The following is a 16966-nucleotide window of genomic DNA, read 5'->3' as shown; positions in this document are numbered from 1 at the left end:
GGGTCGCACGGTGCCGATCACCCTATGTGCGCCCCCGGCAGCGCCCGGTCGCGCCGCGCCGCGCCCGCTAAAGGCGCAGGGTGACCAGGGCGACGTCGTCGTCGGTGTCCGTGCCGTCCTCGGCGCGCAGGTCGCGCAGCAGGGCGTCGGCGAGGTCCTCCGGGCCGAGCCGGCGGTGCCGGACGATGCTGTCGGCGAGCCGCCGCAGCCCGACGTCGATGTCCTCGCCGCGGCGCTCGATCAGGCCGTCGGTGTACAACACCAGCGTCGCCCCGGGCGAGTAGCCCACGGTGGCCTGCGACCGGTTCGCCTCGTACGTCCAGGCGCCGAGCGGGGGGTCGGCGATCTCGTCCAGGAAGACCGCGGTCTCGGCGTCGGCGTCCAGCAGCGCGGGCGGCGGATGGCCGGCCCTGCTGTACGTGATGGTGCCCCGGGCACGGTCGATGACCATCTGGACCGCGGTGGTGGCCAGCGCTCCGTCGACGGTGACGGCGTACCGGGCCAGGGTCTTCAGCGCGGGCCCGGGCTGGCCGAAGGCACGGACGGCGGCGCTCAGCGCGCTGCGCAGCTGCCCCATGACGCCCGCGGCCTCCAGGCCGTGCCCGACGACGTCGCCGACGGCGACCGCGAGCCGGTTGCGTTCCAGCCCGGTCATGTCGTACCAGTCGCCGCACACGTTCAGGGAGCCGGTGGCCGGGCGGTAGCGGACGGCCGCGAAGTCGTACTGGTCGTGGACGACGGTGGGCAGCATCGCGCGTTGCAGTGTGACCGCGATGGCGCGCTCGCGGGCGTGCGCCTCACGCAGCCGCTCGTTGAGTTCCTCCAGCTCCTGCGCCCGCACCAGCAGCCCGGCGGTGGCGAGCACGTCGCTGCTCAGGACGCCGCCCGCGGCATCCCGGCCGCCGCCGGCGCGGACCAGGGCCGTGACGTCGTCCAGGCGCGCGATGACCATGCTGACCTCGCCGTCCGGCCCGACGACGGGGATGTGGACGGGGCTCCAGTAGCGCACGCCGTCGTCGCCGGGGTCGCGCCGCACGGCGTCGTACCGGACCGGGCCGATGACGTCCTGCTCACCGGTGGCCACGGCGCGCTGCGCCGAGGCGCTCATGCGCTTCACGTCGTTGTCCGGTTGGACGGGGAACGCCTCGGCCGCCGGCATGCCGCGCAGGCCTGCCCGGTCGAGGCCGAAGGTCCGCAGGAACGTCTCGTTGGCGTCGGCGATGACGAGATCCGGGGTGAGCAGCAGCACGGGAGCGGGAAAGGCCAGGAACACCGACTCGTAGTCGATCTTCCCGCCCGGCCCCTCGCCGGATCCGGATCCACGGCTCACTCTTTGATGTCTACCTCGCCCGGACGGCCTCCGCCCGTTGGCGGGGTCCGGACCCCGCCCCGCCGGCCGGCCGGGGCCCGGCGCGCGCGCCGGGCCCCGCGGGTCATGCGGCGGTCAGGCGCGCTTCGGGACGTCGATCCGGTCGATGTCGGGGGCGTAGCCGGAGCCGCTGTCGAAGGTGATGGTGTTGGCGCCGGCCTTGAGGCTGAGGGGGATGCTCACGGTCTCGGCCGTCCCCCAGTCGCCGGTGGACGGGAACGTGTACGTGGTGGCGGCGTCGCCGTTGACGGACACCTCCGCCGGGCGCGGGTCACCGCTGACGTAGGCGACCTTCACCGTGTAGACGCCGGCCTTGGGGACGACCACGTCGTTGAAGCGCAGCGAGCCGCCGAGGTAGAGGTCGCCGACCTTGCGGGAGCCGGAGCAGACGCCGCAGTCGGCGACCGAGGCGCTGCCGCCCAGGGTGTTGCCGGCGGCCTCGGCCTCGTACCCGGTGGTCGCCTGGGCGGGGCCGTGCGGGGTGACGGTGAACAGGCGCGAGCCGTGCGCGGGCAGCGTCGCGGTGACCTTGTCCTTCAGGCTGCCGAGGTCCTTGTGGTTCCACAGGTCGCGCACGGAGCCGCGGCCGGAGAAGCCGAGGGCGGCCCAGTCGGCGGTGACGGCGGCGGGGGCGTCGCCGAGGTTGAACAGGGCGACGGTGAAGCTGCCGTCGGCGTTCTTCGCGGCCCACACCTGCCGGTCGCCGGTCGCGGTGACCGGGCGGGCCGGCGGGGTGCTGGACTGGTCGATCGCGATGACCTCACGGTTGGTCAGCAGCGAGGTGCCGTAGGCGTCGAGGCGGGTGAGGTCGTCACCGGTGAACAGCGGGGACTTGGCGATGGCCCACAGCGTCATGTAGGTCTGCCGCTCGGCCTTGGTCAGACCGTCCATCTCGCCGTTGCCGACGTCGAGGGAGTCCAGGTCGTTCCAGCCGCCGGGGCCGCCGTGCCGGCTCCAGGCCGCGGCGTCGGCGAAGCGGTCGTCGACCGAGTTCTCCCAGCTGACCAGGGTGTCGCAGTAGCACTCGACGTCGGTGTCGATCCGCCAGCCGTTGGAGTACTTCTTCCAGTCGGCGATGTGGCCGATGTCGAGCGACCAGGACAGTTCCAGGTGGATGGGGCGGCCGGTGGCGGCGATGGCCTTCTGCCAGGCGGCGATGTCGGCGACGTTGTCGTGGTTGTCGCCGCTCTTGAAGGAACCGGGGCCGACGCCGTCGATCTTGAGGAAGTCGTAGCCCCAGTCGGCGATCAGCCGCGCCTGCGAGTCGATGTACTTCTGCGCGCAGGGGCGGGAGAAGTCGATCTTGTAGGAGCTGTCCCAGCCGTTGGTGGTGCGCAGGTCGCCGTAGACGATGTCGGCGGTGGTGCAGCCCGGGGCGTTCCAGACCGGGACCTTGCCGTCGCCGTACCCCTCCTTCTCCAGCCCGACGGGCAGGTAGATGCCGGCCTTCAGGCCCTTGGCGTGGATGTGGTCGGCGACCGGCTTCATGCCGCGGGGGAAGCGCACCGGGTCCGCGGTCTGGCGGCCGTTGGCGTCGAACTCGGGCTTCCAGGTGTTGTCGCGCCACCAGCCGGCGTCGATGTTGACGTAGCTGTAGCCGTACTTCTTGAGCTTGGCGGCCATGGCGTCGGCCTGCTGGAGCACCTTCTGCTCGGTGAGCCAGCTGTAGTCGCCGTCCGGGTTGAGCCCGGGGTACTTGGAGGACTGCATGCTCCAGCTCGACCAGCCCATGTACGGCGTGGCGGCGACGGGTGCGGCAGGTGCCGCGGTGGCGACCGGCGCTTCCGGCGCGGTGGCCTGGGCCGCGGGCACGGCGGTGGACACACCGGCGGTGAGGGCCAGGACGAGCAGCGTCCGGGCGGCGCTTGCGGGCAGGACGGAGTGCGAGGGTGACCGCATGGGTCGGCCTCCTGGGGTTGTGGGGGGTGTGGCGGACAGGGCGGGGCGGGTGCCGCGGGGGCGTCAGCCCTTGCCGGAGCCGATGGTCAGGCCGCTGATGAACTGCCGCTGGAGGGCGAAGTAGACCAGCAGCGTGGGGACGGCCGTCATCAGGGCGCCGGCGGCGATGAGGTTCGGGTTGGTGAAGTACTGGCCCTGCAGATTGGCCAGGGCCGAGGTGATGGGGCGCTTGTCGCCCGTCTCGATGAGGGCGAGCGGCCAGAAGAAGTCGTTGTAGATCCAGATCGACTCCAGCGTCGCCAGCGCGGCGAAGGCCGGCCGGCACAGCGGCAGGATGATCTGGAAGAACTGCCGCCAGACCTGGGCGCCGTCGACGAGCGCCGCCTCGGAGATCTCCTGTGGGATCGTCTTCATGTAGTTGCTGAGCACGAAGGTGCAGAACCCGCACTGGTACGCGATGTGGATGGCGATGATGCCCCACACGGAGTTGTAGAGCAGCAGCGAGTCGCTCATCCACGGGGGCAGCGGGACCAGCAGGTAGAGCCGGTACAGCGGCGTGATGAGCACCTGGGCGGGGAGCAGGTTGCCCGCGGTGAAGAGCATCAGCAGGGCGATGTTCCACCGGAAGTCGAAGCGCGAGACGAAGAACGCGACCGCCGCGGAGAACAGCAGGGTCCCCAGCACCGAGGGCACGGTGATGAGCACCGAGTTCCAGAAGAAGTGCGGCATGCCCGACTGGGTCCAGGCGTCGGTGAAGTTGCCCAGGCTGATCCCGTGCGGCCAGGACAGATAGCCGTGCTTGGCCGTGTCCTCGTACGGGCGAAGCGAGGTGTACACCGCCCACAGCAGCGGCAGCAGCCACAGCAGGGCGATGCCGCCGAGCATCAGGTGACGGCCCGTCTGGCGGGGCGGGCGGGAGACGGTGTGCGGCCCCGGTCCGCGCTCGACGCGGGCCCGGGAGGGGGCCGGCTCGGTGGCGGTGGTGGTCACTGGGCCTCCTTGCGGAAGTTCTGTACGAGGAAGGTCCCGATGGCGGCGAGGGAGACGACGAGCAGCACGACGGCCAGCGCGGAGCCGTAGCCGATGTGGCTGGACTCGCCGATGATGTTGTCGGTGATCAGGAGGGACAGCAGCTCCATCCCGGGCTTGCTGCCGACGCCGCCGCCGAGCACGTACACCACGTCGAAGGCGCGCAGCGACTCCATGACGGTGACGACCAGGATGATGACGTTGACCGGCCGCAGCGCAGGGAAGACCACCTTGAGGAAGGTCTGCCGGCCGTTGGCGCCGTCGAGGGCGGCGGCCTCCTTCAGGGCCGGGTCGAAGCCCTTGAGGCCCGCCAGGTAGAGGATCATGATGTAGCCGGTGTGCCGCCAGGCCGAGGCGACCAGCACGGACCAGAGGTTGAGGTCCGGGTCGCCGAGCCAGTCGATGTGGTGGCCGGGGGCGGCGGCGTTGATGATCCCGTCCAGCAGCCCGCTGTCGGGGTTGTAGATGATCTCCCAGATGAGGCCGACCACGGCCAGCGAGAGCACCATGGGCAGGAAGATCGCGGTCTGGTAGACCCTGGTGAAGCGCAGCTTCCGGTCCAGCTGGTACGCGAGGAAGATGCCGAACGGGGTCGGCAGCAGCGCCGTGAAGAGCAGCCAGATGACGTTGTGGCGCACCGCGGGCCAGAACGGCGGGTAGTTGGTGAAGATCTGCCGGTAGTTCTCCAGTCCGGTCCAGTGGATGTCGGACAGCGCGATGCCGTCCCAACTGGTGAACGACAGGCCCATGGAGGCCAGCGCGGGCAGCCAGACGAAGACCAGCAGCGCGAGCAGCGGGATGCCCACGACGATGGTCAGGAAGAGGCGGTCGCCGGGCCCGAGCCGGCGCGGACGCGACCTGGGACGGGACTCGGGGCGGGACCGGGGGCGCGAGCGGGGCGGCGCGGTGGGGGGAGCGGACGGCACGGTGTTCCTTCCCGGTCCGGGTCAGGCGGTGAAGAAGCGGGACCGCTGCGACTCGATCTGCTTCAGCAGGGACGACGCGTCGTCGGGGTGGCCCAGCCACTGCGTGAGCCCGGGCAGCACGACCGTGGAGACGAAGCCGGGGTCGCTGTCGCGGTCCGCGAACTGCGTGATGTGCTTGGCGGAGGCGATGAGTTCGGCGGACTTCTTCTGCAGCGGGTTGTAGGAGCCGGTGTCCGCCTTCGCGTGGACGGCCACGTTGCTCGGGTCGACGCCCATGTAGAGGTTCTCCGCACCGGCGCTGCCGAGGAACTCCAGCAGCTTCTTCGCGCCGTCCTGGTTCTTCGGCCGGCGGCTGAGCATGAAGCCGTCGGTGGGCGCCTCGACGGCGTCCTGGCCCTGCGCCGGGTCGATCTCGGGGAACGGGAAGAAGTCGATGTCGTCGCGGAGCTTCTCGTCGGAGATCTGCTGCCCGACGAAGAGACCGATGATCGCCATGCCGGACTTCTTGTCCAGCAGCGACTGCGCGGCGTCCTGCCAGGAACGGCCCGCGGCGCCCTGCTGGTAGTACGGAGCGATCTCGCGCCACAGGTCGAAGACGGCGACCGTGCGGCGGTCGGTCCAGGCGACCTCACCGCGCATCAGCTGCATGTGGAAGTCGTAGCCGTTGGCCCGCAGGTCGAGGTAGTCGAAGGCGCCCAGGATGCTCCAGGCGTCGCCGCCGCCGTAGCCGGAGGCGATGGGCGACAGGCCGTCCTTCTTCATGCGCTTGGCCAGCGCGGTGAACTCCGACCAGGTGCGGGGGGCGGTGTAACCGCGCTCCTGGAACAGGCTCTTGCGGTAGAAGACGGCCCACGGGTAGTTGTACAGCGGCACGAAGTAGTACTTGCCGTCCTCGCCGCGCGACAGTTGCTTGGTCGCGTCGCTGAAGCCGTCGCCTATCTTGTCCCACACGTCGTCCAGCGGCGTGCACAGGCCCTTCTTGGCGAAGTACTGCATGCGGTAGCCAGCGAACCAGGTGAAGACGTCGTCCGGAGTGCCCTGCAGGTAGGTGGAGATGCTCTTCTGGAAGCTGTCGTGGTCCACGGTGTTCGTCTTCACCGTCAGACCGCTGTCCTTGGTGAAGGCCTTGGTCACCGCCGCGTAGGCCGACTTGGGCGTGGCGTCGGCGCCGTTGGACCCGAAGGTCACCGTCTTGGGGTCGGCTCCCGCTCCCCCGCCGCAGGCGGTCAGCAGCGGCGCGGCCAGGGCGGCCGCCCCGAGGCCGAGCATGCCGCCGACCACGCGGCGGCGGCCGGGCTGGGAGTCGGTCCAGGAAGTGCGGCTCTGCAGCGTCATCACTACTCCTTTGGCGTGTCTGATCTGATGAAGGACTGGATCGCGGTGGCCGCGGCCCCGCGCGCCCACTCGTCGAAGGGCAGCGGCCGGGTCTGCAGGTCGCACTGCGCGGCCGTGCCGAAGGCGGCGGCGGTGAACGCGTCGCGGATCTGGTCGGCGAACAGGTCGTAGGCCGCCAGGCCCTCGCCGGAGATGATCACGCGTTCGGGACCCAGCAGGTTGGCCACGGCGCCGATGGCCCGGCCGATCGCCTCGCCGGCCCGCGCGTACACCGCACGGGCCCCCGGGTCGCCCCGGTGGGCGAGTTCCAGGGCCTCGGCGGCGTCGGCCACCGCGACGCCGGTCGCCGCCCGTACGTCCCGGACGATGGCGGGGTCCGCGGCGATGGCCTCCACGCAGCCGCGGTTGCCGCACTGGCAGACCGGGCCCGTGGGGTCGATGGGCAGGTGGCCGATCTCGCCGGCCACACCGTAGGCCCCGGAGACCACGTTGCCGTGCACGACCAGGCCGCAGCCGATGCCCGCGCCGACGGTGACGACGGCGAAGCCGGTGAGCCCGACACCGGCCCCGAACCACTGCTCGGCGACCGTGAGGGCCCGTACGTCGTTCTCGACGGTGACCGGCAGGCCGGTCGTCATGGCCACGATCTCGGCCAGGGCGATGTCCCGCCACTCCAGGAACGGCGACCAGCGCACGACCCCCGCGCCCCGGTCGACGTCGCCCGACACGGCCAGGCCGAGTCCGCGGACCTGGACGCCGAAGCCGTCCGCCTCGGTGCGCAGTTCCTGCACCAGGTCGCCGATGACGGCCAGCACCGGACCCGGTTCACGGCTCGTCAGCGGCACGTGCCGGGCGACCCTGATCCGGCAGCAGAGGTCGGTGAGGACGCCGATGACCTCGTCCCCGGTCACCTTGAGGCCGATGAACAGGGCGCGGCCGGCATCCACGCGGACGTGGTTGGCGGGCCGCCCGAGGGCGGGGCGGGCCGCCTCGTCCGCCTCGTCCACCAGGTAGCCGGCCTCGATGAGGGGCCGGACCGCCTTGGTGACCGCGGCGGCGGACAGCCCGGCGCGCCGGGCGATGTCGGCCCGGGTGAGCGGGCCGTGGGAGAGCACGATGGTGAAGATCTGCGAGGCGGCCGGAGTGTGGGCCGGTATCGCCTCGCCGGGTGGGGTCGAGCGCATGGCCGGGAACCTAGATCTGTTCTTTTCTGCTGTCAATGAAAGAAACAAGGATGGTCGGAAGTTGCGGTTTTGAGCCGACCGGGACTTGTAAAGGGTTGTGCTGGGTCGGTGTTGACATTTGATCAAAGGTCACGGTTGGCTTTCGCCATCTGCCTCGTGGCGTCGACCGATCGTGAGGACCCATGGCCCTGATCTCCTTCGCCCCGCACACCGGGGTCTGGCTGCTCTCCACCGCGCGCACCTCGTACGCGCTGCGGACCGACGAGACCGGGGCCCCCTGTCACGTCGCCTGGGGGCCGCGGCTGACTCTCGCGGAGGCGGCGGAACTGGCCGTTCCCCTCGCTCCGCCGGCCAGCAGCTTCGAGGGGCGGCCGGCGGTGGGCGAGGAACTCCCCGTCGACGGCGGTGCCCGCTACGGGGTGCCGTCCCTCCAGGTCCGCTTCGCGGACGGCTCGCGCGCCTTCGAGTGGGAGCCGGCCGGTCACCGGGTCGACGAACCCTCCCCCGGGACGGCCGAGTTGGCGCTCTCCTTCCGCGACCGCGTGTACCCGCTGGAGGTGACGCTGCACTACCGGGTGCACGAGGACACCGACGTCGTGGAGCGCTGGACCGTCCTGCGCAACGCCGGCGACCAGGCGCTCGCCCTGCCGCGCGCCGACTCCGCCGCCTGGACGCTGCCCGCACTGCCCGGCTACCGGCTGAGCCACGTCACCGGGCAGTGGTCCGCGGAGGGCAGGCTGCACCGCGAACGGCTCCCGGCCGGGGAGACCGTCCTCACCAGCCGCCGCGGCGTCACCAGCCACCACGCGAACCCGTGGGTGATGCTCGACGCGGGAGACGCGACGGAGGAGCAGGGCCGGGTGTGGAGCGCCGCCTGCGCCTGGAGCGGCAGTTGGCGAATCACCGCGCAGCACACCCCCGACGGCCGGGCGGGCTTCACCGGCGGCGCCGGTTACGACGGCGCGATCCTGCCGCTCGCCCCCGGCGAGGAGTTCACCACGCCGGTGATGGCCGGGCTCTTCAGCGACGGCGGGTTCGGCGCGGCCAGCCGTGCCTGGCACGCGTACACCCTGGCGCACGTCCTGCCCCGGCCGCGCGAGACGGCGCCCGTGCTCTACAACTCGTGGGAGGCGACGGGCTTCGACGTCGAACCGGCAGCGCAGGCCGCACTCGCCGCGCGGGCCGCGGCGCTCGGCGTCGAGCTCTACGTCGTCGACGACGGCTGGTTCGGCGGCCGCCGCCACGACCGCGCGGGCCTCGGCGACTGGACCCCCGCACCGGACCGCTTCCCTGACGGGCTGGCCCCGCTGGTCCGCGAAGTGCACCGGCTCGGCATGAAGTTCGGCCTGTGGGTGGAACCCGAGATGGTCAACGCCGACAGCGACCTGTACCGCAAGCACCCCGACTGGGTGCTGCACGTCCCCGACCGCACGCGCACCGAGCTGCGCAACCAGCTCGTGCTGAACTTCGCCCGCCGTGACGTCGCCGACTGGGCGTACGACTGGCTGACCCGGCTGGTAGCCGACCACGGCATCGATTTCCTCAAGTGGGACATGAACCGCGCCTTCAGCGAGGCGGGGTGGCCGGAATCCGCCGGTGGCGCCGACCGCGTGGGGACCGGGTACGTGCACAACCTCTACGGCGTCCTCGACCGGCTGCGGGCCGACCACCCGGATCTGCGGATCGAGGCGTGCAGCGGCGGGGGCGGCCGTATCGACCTCGGCATCCTCGCCCGCACCGACCAGGCGTGGACCTCGGACAACACCGACGCCGCCGACCGCACCCGCATCCAGCACGGCCACACCCAGATCTACCCCGCCCGCACCATGGCCGCCTGGGTCACCGACGTCCCGAACCAGCTCACCGGCCGTACCGTGCCGCTGCGCTTCCGATTCCATGTGGCGATGGCCGGCCTGCTCGGCATCGGCGGCGACCTGAGCCGCTGGCCGGAGGAGGAACTGGCCGAAGCCGCGGAGCTGGTGGTGGAGTACAAGACGGTCCGCCACCTCGTCCAGCACGGCGTACTGCACCGGCCGGCCGGGCCGGACGGCGACGGGCCCACCGTCGTCCAGTACGTCTCCCCGGACGGCGAGGAGACCCTGCTGCTGGCCTGGCGGCCACCGCTCCCCCACGGCACCCCCCGGCGCCCGGTCCGCCTCGCCGGCCTCACCCCCGGCGCCCGCTACCGCGACGCCCGCACCGGCGCCGTCCACCACACCACGGTGCTGACGGGCTACGGGCTCACGCTCGACCTGCCCGCGGGGGACTGGGCGAGCACGGCGGTGCACCTGATCCGCGTACCGGACGGCGCGGACGCCACCGGCGGCTGACCCGCCCACAGGAACGCCCGGGGACCGCGAGCGCCCTGACACCTCGCGGCCTCCGGGCCATCACCGGACCGGCGCGGTGGCCCGGCCGCGTCAGCCGCCCGGGGCACCGCCTCGCTCCGGGCGGTCGTCCGCGCTCCGCCGCGCGGGCTCCTCGCGCGGCGCGCCGCCGGGCACGCTGAGGCTGCCGAGGATGCCCAGCAACTCGGCGTCGCGGCTGCCCGGTTCGGCGTGGAAGACGACCAGGATCAGACCTTCGGTGCCGCCGATGGTGAGTTTGTCGGAGCGCAGTTCGAGGTCTCCCACCTGCGGATGCCGCAGCTTGGTGATCCGGCCGCGCTTGGGCTGGACGTCGTGCCGGCCCCACAGCTCACGGAAGCGGTCGCTGCGCACGGACAACTCGCCGACCAGGGCCGTCAGGCGCGGGTCGTCGACGTCGGCCCCGGCGTGGGAGCGCAGCGCGGCCACGCCGTCCTCCGTCAGCTCCTCCCAGTCGCTCCGCAGCTCCCTCTCGGCGGGGTCGAGGAAGACGGCGCGCAGCAGGTTGATCCCGGGGGCGTAGTTCGGCGAGAGGGCGGCCGCCAGGGAGTTGACGGCCAGCAGCTCGCCGAATCGGTCCTGCACGTAGGCGGGATGGGCGGGCCAGCCGTCCATGAGCTCCCGGATGCTCTGCGGCACCCGCTCCGGCCGTGCCGGGGCGCGCCGCCGCGCCCGGGTCAGGCCGATCATGTAGGCGGTCGCGTCCGCGTCCAGCCGCAGCACCCTGGCGAGCGCCTCCAGCACCTGGAGGGACGGATTGCGGTCCCGGCCCTGCTCCAGCCGCAGGTAGTAGTCGGCGCTGATGCCCGCGAGAGTGGCGACCTCCTCGCGCCGCAGACCCGGCACCCGGCGCAGGCCGCCGGAGCTGATCCCGGCGTCCTCGGGCCGCACCAGTTCGCGACGGGCCCGCAGGTAGTCGCCGAGGGCGTTGCTGCTGTCCATAGCTCCACCGTAGGCGGTACCTGCCGGAGGGTGGCTGTCCCTGTCACTCCCAGGGACGCGGCCGGGGCACGGTGGCGGACCTGGGCAAAACGCCGCCGCCCAGGGCCGGGGCGGGACCTGGGCGGCGGCGGTGATCCGGTGGCGGCGGTGTGCCGTGCCGCCGTGACGCGTGGTGGTCAGTTCTTGACGGCCAGCACCCACTCGTCGACGGAGACGACGGCGGCCTGCCGGGGGAAGACCTTCTCGGTGAGCACGCGGTGCACTTCCGGGTCGGCGTCGAGGCAGCCGTCGGCCAGCACCGTGAGCTCGAAGTCCAGGTCGGCGGCCTGGCGGAGGGTGGACAGGACGACCCCGCTGGTGGCGATGCCGGTCAGGACGAGGCTGTCGACACCGCGGGCGCGCAGCACCACCTCGAGGTCGCTGCCGGCGAAGGCGCTGACGCGCTTCTTGGTGATGACCAGGTCGCCGGGCTCGGGGGCGACGTCCGGGTGGATCTGCGCGCCGGGGTCGCTCTCGGCGAACGCGCCGCTGCCGGCCAGGGCGCTGAAGGTCTTGTTGCGGGTGCTGACCTCGGGGTGCCCGTCACGGAAGCCGATGACGACGTAGAGGACCGGGATGCCGGAGGCGTGGGCCGCGTCGATGGCCCCGCGCAGGCGCGGCAGGTAGTCGGTGTCGGTGGCGAAGCGGTCGAGGACGCCCCGCTGGACGTCCATCACGAGGAGTGCGCTGTGCGCCATGCTTCTGTTTCCTGTCCTTCGTTCGCGCCGGCCGGTGTGCCCGGTCCGGTCCTGTGGTGCCGGCCGCGGAGCACCGAGGCGACCGCGGCGATCAGGGACATCGCGGTGGCGGCGGTGAAGACCGTGACGAGCCCGTGGTGGAAGGGCCCGGAGACCAGTGCGGGGAAGAACTCCGTTCCGGTCAGGACCGCGACGTTGTGCTCGGGCAGGGAGTGCAGGACGCCGCTGGGCCCGAGCAGGTGGGTGATCGGGTTGTTGCCGAGGAAGGTGGCGAACAACGTGCTGACCGGGGGCAGCCCGGCCACCTGGCTCGCGGTGCCCGCGGGCACGCCCTGGCCGCGCAGACCGCTCTCCAGCGCGCCGGGGAGCGAGCCGGCCAGACCGGAGATCATGAGCGAGAAGGACAGCCCGATGGACAGGGCGGTGCCCGAGTTCTGGAACGTCGAGCGCATGCCGGAGGCCACGCCGCGCTGGTCCGGCGCGACGCTGCCCATGATCGCGGAGGTGTTGGGCGCCGAGAACATGCCCTGCCCGATGCCGCTGAGCAGCAGCAGGCCCGCGAAGGCGGGATAGGGGAAGTCGACAGGGAGCATGAGCAGCCCGACGAAGCCCGCGGCCACCAGCAGCAGTCCGGTCGTGGAGAACAGCCGCGCGCCGTACCGGTCCGACAGGTACCCGGCGGCGGGGCCGGCGATGAGGAACCCGACGGTGAGCGGCAGCATGAAGATGCCGGCCCACAGCGGGGTGTCCTCGAAGTCGTAGCCGTGCAGCGGCAGCCAGATGCCCTGGAGCCAGATGATCAGCATGAACTGCAGCCCGCCGCGGGCGATGGAGATCAGCAGGGCGGCCAGGTTGCCGGCGGCGAAGGCCCTGATACGGAAGAGGCCGAGGCGGAACATCGGCTCGGCGATGCGGGTCTCGACGAGACAGAAGACCAGCAGCAGCGCGACACCGGCCGCCAGGCCGCCGAAGACCCAGGGGTTGGTCCAGCCGGTGGGGTGGCCGCCGTAGGGCTGGATCCCGTAGGTGATGGCGGCGAGGAGACCGCCCGCCCCGGCGGTGAAGGTGATGTTGCCGACCCAGTCGATCCGGCCCGGTTTGCGGACGCCGGTCTCGCGGAGGCTGCGGTACGACCAGATGGTGCCGACGATGCCGATCGGGACGCTGACCCAGAACACCGCGCGCCAGTGGATCGTGGCCAGCAGCCCGCCGGCGAGCAGTCCGAGGAACTGCCCCGCCAGGGCGGTGATCTGGTTGACGCCGAGCGCCATGCCGCGCTGTCTGGCCGGGAACGCGTCGGTCAGGATGGCCGCGGAGTTGGCCGTGAGCATCGAGCCGCCGACGGCCTGCACGATGCGGAAGCCGATCAGCCAGAGCGCGCCCGAGCCGCCCATGAACGGGTCGAGCGACAGCGCGAGCGAGGCACAGGCGAAGATCGCGAAGCCCATGTTGTACATGCGGACGCGGCCGAACATGTCGCCGAGCCTGCCGAGCGCGACCACGAGGACCGCGGAGACCAGCAGGTAGCCCAGGATCATCCAGAGCAGATAGCCGATGTTGCCGGGGGCGAGCGGGTCCAGGCCGATGCCGCGGAAGATCGCGGGGAGCGAGATGATCACGATCGAGCCGTCGATGGTCGCGATCAGGACGCCCAGCGTCGTGTTGGAGAGCGCCACCCACTTGTAGCGGTCGTTGTCCTCCGGCCGGCCGCCGTCCCCGGGCCGCGCCGCCGCCTTACCGGTCCGTGTGCCGCTCACAGCCGCTCCGAGAGCCGGTCCAGCAGCGGCAGCACCGCCAGCAGCCGCCGCCGTTCGTCGTCGGTGAACTCCTCCTGGATGACCGCGCCCAACCGTTGCACGGACTCCGAGCGCCGGTCGGCGAGCACCTTGCGGCCCGCGTCCGTCACCGTCACGACCGCGCGGCGGCCGTCGGCGGCGTCCGGGCGGCGGCTGACCAGCCCCCGCTCCTCCAGCCCTGCCAGCGTCGTCGCCATGGCCTGCGGGCGCACTCGCTCCAGCTCGGCGAGCGAGCCGGGGGAATCCGGGCCCTCACGGTCCAGCCGGGCCAGCACGGACACCTCGGAGAGCGTCACGTCCCCCACGGCGTGTGCCTGTCGCAGTCGGCGCGCGATCCGGCCCACGGCCAGCCGGAGTGCCGCTCCGACCTCCGTGGGGTCGTCCGCCGACGCCGGTGTCGTCTCGTCCATGAATACTTACAATAGCTTAATCAATTCGCCGTAACTACCCGCTGCCGCCACGGATCCGGGTCCGAGACGACCGCGCCGGGCGCCTGCGTCCCGCTCCGACTCCGGCGTCCGGCTCCGGTGGTGGCCGGAACCCGTGCGGCCTACGTTGGACGTGGGAGCGGCGCCGCACGCTCGCACACCATCGCGACGCCGGTCGTACGCCCTGCAATCCATCGCCGGTGAGGTGCCCCATGAAGGTCCAAGGCTCCGTAGCGCTCGTCACCGGGGCGAACCGCGGACTCGGTGAGCAGTTCGTGCGGGCGCTCCTCGACGCCGGGGCGGCCAAGGTCTACGCGGGGGCGCGTGATCCCGCGAAAGTCTCCGTACCCGGGACGATTCCGGTCGCCGTGGACATCACCGACCAGGAATCCGTGGACGCGGCGGCCGGGCTGGCCCAGGACGTGACGCTCCTCGTCAACAACGCGGGTTCGACGACAAGGGCCCATGTGCTCACCTCCGAACTGGACTCGTTCCGCAAGGAGTTCGAGACGCACGTCCTGGGGACCCTCGCCATGAGCCGGGCCTTCGCGCCGGTTCTCGGGCGCAACGGCGGCGGCGCGATCGTCAACGTCCTGTCCGTGCTGTCCTGGGTGTCGATCCCGGCCAGCGCCGGATACGCGGCGGCCAAGTCCGCCGAGTGGTCCGTGACCAACGCCCTGCGGGTGGCGCTCGCGGAACAGGGCACACAGGTGACCGCCGTGCACGTCAGCTACCTGGCGACGGAGATGGCCGCCGCCGTGTCGGGGCCGAAGGCCGATCCCGCCGCGGTGGCCCGCGCGGCCGTCGACGGGGTCGACGCCGGACTGGACGAGGTGCTCGCCGACGACGTCAGCAGGCAGGTCGAGGCGGCGCTCGCCGCGGGTCCGGAAGCGCTGTATCCCCAGCTGTCCGGCCGTCCCCCGCTGGTGTGACGGACTGACGGACTGACGATCGACGCATCAGCCGTCAGTCCGTCAGTCCGTCAGTCCGTCAGTGGGGAAGGAGCTGCTGGCCGCCGTCGATGTCGTAGGTCGCGCCCGTGAGCGCGTCGTTGGTCATGATGTGGAGGGCCAGCGAGGCGATGTCGCCCGGACCCACGACCCGCCGGATGGGCAGCGTGGTCCGCAACTCCTCACGCCGCGCTTCGAGTCGGTCGCCCAGCAGCGAGGCCGACAGGGGCGTGTCGACGAATCCCGCGGCGATGAGGTTGACCCGGACCGGCGCGATCTCCAGCGCCAGATTGGCGACGAGGGCGGGCAGCGCCGCCGTCATGGCGCCCACGACGGACATGCCGGCGCCCGGGCGCCGGGCGCCGGTGCCGCCGATGAACAGCAGCGTTCCTCCGGCCCGGACCCTCTCGCGGCCGTAGAGGGCGACCGCGAGTGTCATCGTGAGGCGGTCGCCGAACTGCCTGCGGGCGGCGGCGAGGTCCATGTCCTCGAGGGGCATGTAGGCGGGACCGCCGGCGGTGACCAGCACATGGTCGACCGGTCCGCTCAGATCCTCGAAGAACTGCTTGAGGCGGTCGGTGTCGGTGGCGTCGAACGCCGCCGTGCCGAGGGGCTGGAGTTCGAGCGCCGCCTGCTCCAGCCGTTCCGGGTCACGGCCGACGAGAATCAGCCGGCCACCCCTCGCGCGTACCTGGCGGGCGGTCTCCAGCCCGATCCCCGCACTGGCGCCGATCACCACGACGGTCTGCCCGGCGAAGTCGGGCAGACCGGGGGTGCCGGGAACGCCGGCTGCCGCGGTCATGACCGAACCCCCCGCCGGCCACCCGAGTCACCGGCCCGGTCGAAGTTCCGTTCCCTGCCCGTCATCCGTGCCTCCGGGGGTCTGCCTGCGCTCCCCCCATCGTCGCGCTCCACCCCGCGGATCGCCTGCCGGGCCCGGGTGACGACGCACCTCGCCTCGCCCGGGCTCCACGCCGTTCGACGGCGGAGGCGGGCGCCGCAGGCGTTCCCGCCCGCCCGCGGGACCGGCTGCACCGGACGCGCCGGTTCCGGGCGTCCGAATCCGCTTGGACGTGCGCCGACCTGGTGACATATGTTCCTGCCTGCCCGCACCCAGCGGGCCCACCGCTCGAACAACATCCCTTGGGGGGGATTTCGCCGTGTCCTTCACCCCTGTCGGCCCGCCGGGCAGCGTCCCGCACTCCCCGTCCGGCCTGACGCCGACCCCGACGCCGCCGGTCCTGCCCGGCGTGCTCCGGTCACCGCTCGGCCTGGCGAACGCGCTCACCGCGCTGCTGGGACTCGTGATCGCGATCGACCTGCTCGCGATCGGCGCGGACATCAATCTGTACGCCACGGCCGGTACGTGGTCACCGGACGACCTCGCCGCGGTCAGCGAGGCCGGCCCCGCCGACGGGCTCGTGGCGCTCGCCACGGTCCTGCAGGGCATCGGCCTCGCGGCCACGGCGGTCGTCTTCATCATCTGGTTCTTCCGGGTGCGCAGCAACGGCGAGGTCTTCTCGCCCAGCGGCTTCGACAAGGGCCGCGGCTGGGCCATCGGCGGGTGGTTCATCCCCGTCGGCAACCTTGTCATCCCCTTCCGCATCGCCCGTGAGATCTGGACCGCCAGTACGCAGCGCGCCCCGGACGGCTCGTGGCGTCCGGCCCGGACGGGGATCATCACCGCGTGGTGGCTCCTGTGGATCCTCGGCCTGATCGTCGACCGGGTGGCCTCCGGGATGTACTCCGGTGCCGAGGTCCCCGACGCCGTGCAGGACTCCGCCCTCGCCATGACGTTCGCGACCACGCTGGACGTCGCCGCCGCCGTCCTGGCGATCCTCTTCGTCCGGAAGCTGACCTCCATGCAGCACCGCATGGCCACGGAAGGCCCGCTGGCCGCCGTCTGAGGTTCCCGCGCCCAAGGCGTCCGGGCGCCGGCAACGTGCCGGCGCCCGGACGCTTTTTCGTGGCCCGGGTTGCGAGCGGTGCGGGCACGTGGGGAGGC

General features: G+C 72.1%; 14 protein-coding genes. 3 read left to right on the top strand and 11 right to left on the bottom strand.

Going from position 1 to position 16966, the window contains the following annotated elements; translation table 11 throughout:
• Positions 1-67 precede the first annotated feature (67 nt).
• The 6 genes from ACFWVC_RS13605 to ACFWVC_RS13580 form a co-directional block, all read right to left on the bottom strand.
• Positions 68-1330, bottom strand: coding sequence for a PP2C family protein-serine/threonine phosphatase (locus ACFWVC_RS13605; protein ID WP_384283784.1), 1263 nt, complete (start codon positions 1328-1330; stop codon positions 68-70).
• A gap of 114 nt (positions 1331-1444) precedes the next feature.
• The gene (locus ACFWVC_RS13600; RefSeq protein ID WP_384283782.1) at positions 1445-3268 is read right to left on the bottom strand and encodes an alpha-galactosidase D; all 1824 of its coding nucleotides are present in this window, start codon (positions 3266-3268) and stop codon (positions 1445-1447) included.
• A gap of 63 nt (positions 3269-3331) precedes the next feature.
• Positions 3332-4258, bottom strand: a complete 927-nt coding sequence (locus ACFWVC_RS13595) for a carbohydrate ABC transporter permease (protein WP_384283780.1) — start codon at positions 4256-4258, stop codon at positions 3332-3334.
• Positions 4255-5223 carry a carbohydrate ABC transporter permease gene (locus tag ACFWVC_RS13590; protein WP_384283778.1) on the bottom strand — a complete coding sequence of 323 codons (969 nt, stop codon included), beginning with the start codon at positions 5221-5223 and terminating at the stop codon, positions 4255-4257. Before ACFWVC_RS13590 ends, ACFWVC_RS13595 begins: the two co-directional genes overlap by 4 nt.
• 21 nt (positions 5224-5244) lie before the next feature.
• Complete coding sequence (locus tag ACFWVC_RS13585) at positions 5245-6558, bottom strand: ABC transporter substrate-binding protein (RefSeq protein WP_384283775.1); 1314 nt, start codon at positions 6556-6558, stop codon at positions 5245-5247.
• A 2-nt stretch (positions 6559-6560) separates the two neighbouring features.
• Positions 6561-7742, bottom strand: a complete 1182-nt coding sequence (locus ACFWVC_RS13580; protein ID WP_384283773.1) for an ROK family protein — start codon at positions 7740-7742, stop codon at positions 6561-6563.
• A gap of 182 nt (positions 7743-7924) precedes the next feature.
• On the opposite strand from ACFWVC_RS13580, the gene ACFWVC_RS13575 reads away from it, so the two are divergent.
• A complete protein-coding gene (locus tag ACFWVC_RS13575; protein WP_384283771.1) occupies positions 7925-10072 on the top strand; it encodes an alpha-galactosidase in 2148 nt (715 codons plus the stop codon).
• A 90-nt stretch (positions 10073-10162) separates the two neighbouring features.
• Here the strand turns inward: ACFWVC_RS13575 and ACFWVC_RS13570 are convergent, their stop codons facing one another.
• From ACFWVC_RS13570 to ACFWVC_RS13555, 4 genes are all read right to left on the bottom strand, one after another.
• The gene (locus ACFWVC_RS13570; protein WP_384283769.1) at positions 10163-11050 is read right to left on the bottom strand and encodes a helix-turn-helix domain-containing protein; all 888 of its coding nucleotides are present in this window, start codon (positions 11048-11050) and stop codon (positions 10163-10165) included.
• A gap of 176 nt (positions 11051-11226) precedes the next feature.
• The gene (locus ACFWVC_RS13565) at positions 11227-11787 is read right to left on the bottom strand and encodes a cysteine hydrolase family protein (protein WP_384283767.1); all 561 of its coding nucleotides are present in this window, start codon (positions 11785-11787) and stop codon (positions 11227-11229) included.
• Complete coding sequence (locus tag ACFWVC_RS13560; protein WP_384283765.1) at positions 11763-13544, bottom strand: MFS transporter; 1782 nt, start codon at positions 13542-13544, stop codon at positions 11763-11765. The genes ACFWVC_RS13565 and ACFWVC_RS13560 overlap by 25 nt, the downstream gene beginning before the upstream one ends.
• On the bottom strand, positions 13541-13993 hold the full coding sequence (locus ACFWVC_RS13555) for a MarR family winged helix-turn-helix transcriptional regulator (RefSeq protein WP_384283763.1): 453 nt from the start codon (positions 13991-13993) through the stop codon (positions 13541-13543). The genes ACFWVC_RS13560 and ACFWVC_RS13555 overlap by 4 nt, the downstream gene beginning before the upstream one ends.
• Before the next feature lie 230 nt (positions 13994-14223).
• Between ACFWVC_RS13555 and ACFWVC_RS13550 the strand changes: the two genes are divergently transcribed.
• The gene (locus tag ACFWVC_RS13550) at positions 14224-14943 is read left to right on the top strand and encodes an SDR family oxidoreductase (protein ID WP_384283761.1); all 720 of its coding nucleotides are present in this window, start codon (positions 14224-14226) and stop codon (positions 14941-14943) included.
• Between the two features lie 58 nt (positions 14944-15001).
• Here ACFWVC_RS13550 and ACFWVC_RS13545 read toward each other — a convergent pair whose 3' ends face one another.
• Positions 15002-15763: an SDR family oxidoreductase gene (locus tag ACFWVC_RS13545; RefSeq protein ID WP_384283759.1), complete on the bottom strand. Its 762-nt coding sequence runs from the start codon at positions 15761-15763 to the stop codon at positions 15002-15004.
• Between the two features lie 358 nt (positions 15764-16121).
• Between ACFWVC_RS13545 and ACFWVC_RS13540 the strand changes: the two genes are divergently transcribed.
• Positions 16122-16868 carry a DUF4328 domain-containing protein gene (locus tag ACFWVC_RS13540; RefSeq protein ID WP_384283757.1) on the top strand — a complete coding sequence of 249 codons (747 nt, stop codon included), beginning with the start codon at positions 16122-16124 and terminating at the stop codon, positions 16866-16868.
• The last annotated feature ends 98 nt before the right edge of the window (positions 16869-16966 follow it).

It is taken from the genome of Streptomyces sp. NPDC058691, assembly GCF_042714775.1.
Classification (GTDB): domain Bacteria; phylum Actinomycetota; class Actinomycetes; order Streptomycetales; family Streptomycetaceae; genus Actinacidiphila.
Note: the sequence above shows the minus strand (reverse complement) of the source record. Positions and strands in the feature narration are given on the sequence as shown.

What these genes read in the sequence shown, in the direction of transcription:
- ACFWVC_RS13545 (WP_384283759.1), bottom strand. Translation starts at nt 15,763, where the DNA reads ATGACCGCGGCAGCCGGCGTTCCCGGCACCCCCGGTCTGCCCGACTTC.
- ACFWVC_RS13565 (WP_384283767.1), bottom strand. Translation starts at nt 11,787, where the DNA reads ATGGCGCACAGCGCACTCCTCGTGATGGACGTCCAGCGGGGCGTCCTC.
- ACFWVC_RS13570 (WP_384283769.1), bottom strand. Translation starts at nt 11,050, where the DNA reads ATGGACAGCAGCAACGCCCTCGGCGACTACCTGCGGGCCCGTCGCGAA.
- ACFWVC_RS13580 (WP_384283773.1), bottom strand. Translation starts at nt 7,742, where the DNA reads ATGCGCTCGACCCCACCCGGCGAGGCGATACCGGCCCACACTCCGGCC.
- ACFWVC_RS13585 (WP_384283775.1), bottom strand. Translation starts at nt 6,558, where the DNA reads ATGACGCTGCAGAGCCGCACTTCCTGGACCGACTCCCAGCCCGGCCGC.
- ACFWVC_RS13600 (WP_384283782.1), bottom strand. Translation starts at nt 3,268, where the DNA reads ATGCGGTCACCCTCGCACTCCGTCCTGCCCGCAAGCGCCGCCCGGACG.
- ACFWVC_RS13550 (WP_384283761.1), top strand. Translation starts at nt 14,224, where the DNA reads ATGAAGGTCCAAGGCTCCGTAGCGCTCGTCACCGGGGCGAACCGCGGA.
- ACFWVC_RS13575 (WP_384283771.1), top strand. Translation starts at nt 7,925, where the DNA reads ATGGCCCTGATCTCCTTCGCCCCGCACACCGGGGTCTGGCTGCTCTCC.
- ACFWVC_RS13555 (WP_384283763.1), bottom strand. Translation starts at nt 13,993, where the DNA reads ATGGACGAGACGACACCGGCGTCGGCGGACGACCCCACGGAGGTCGGA.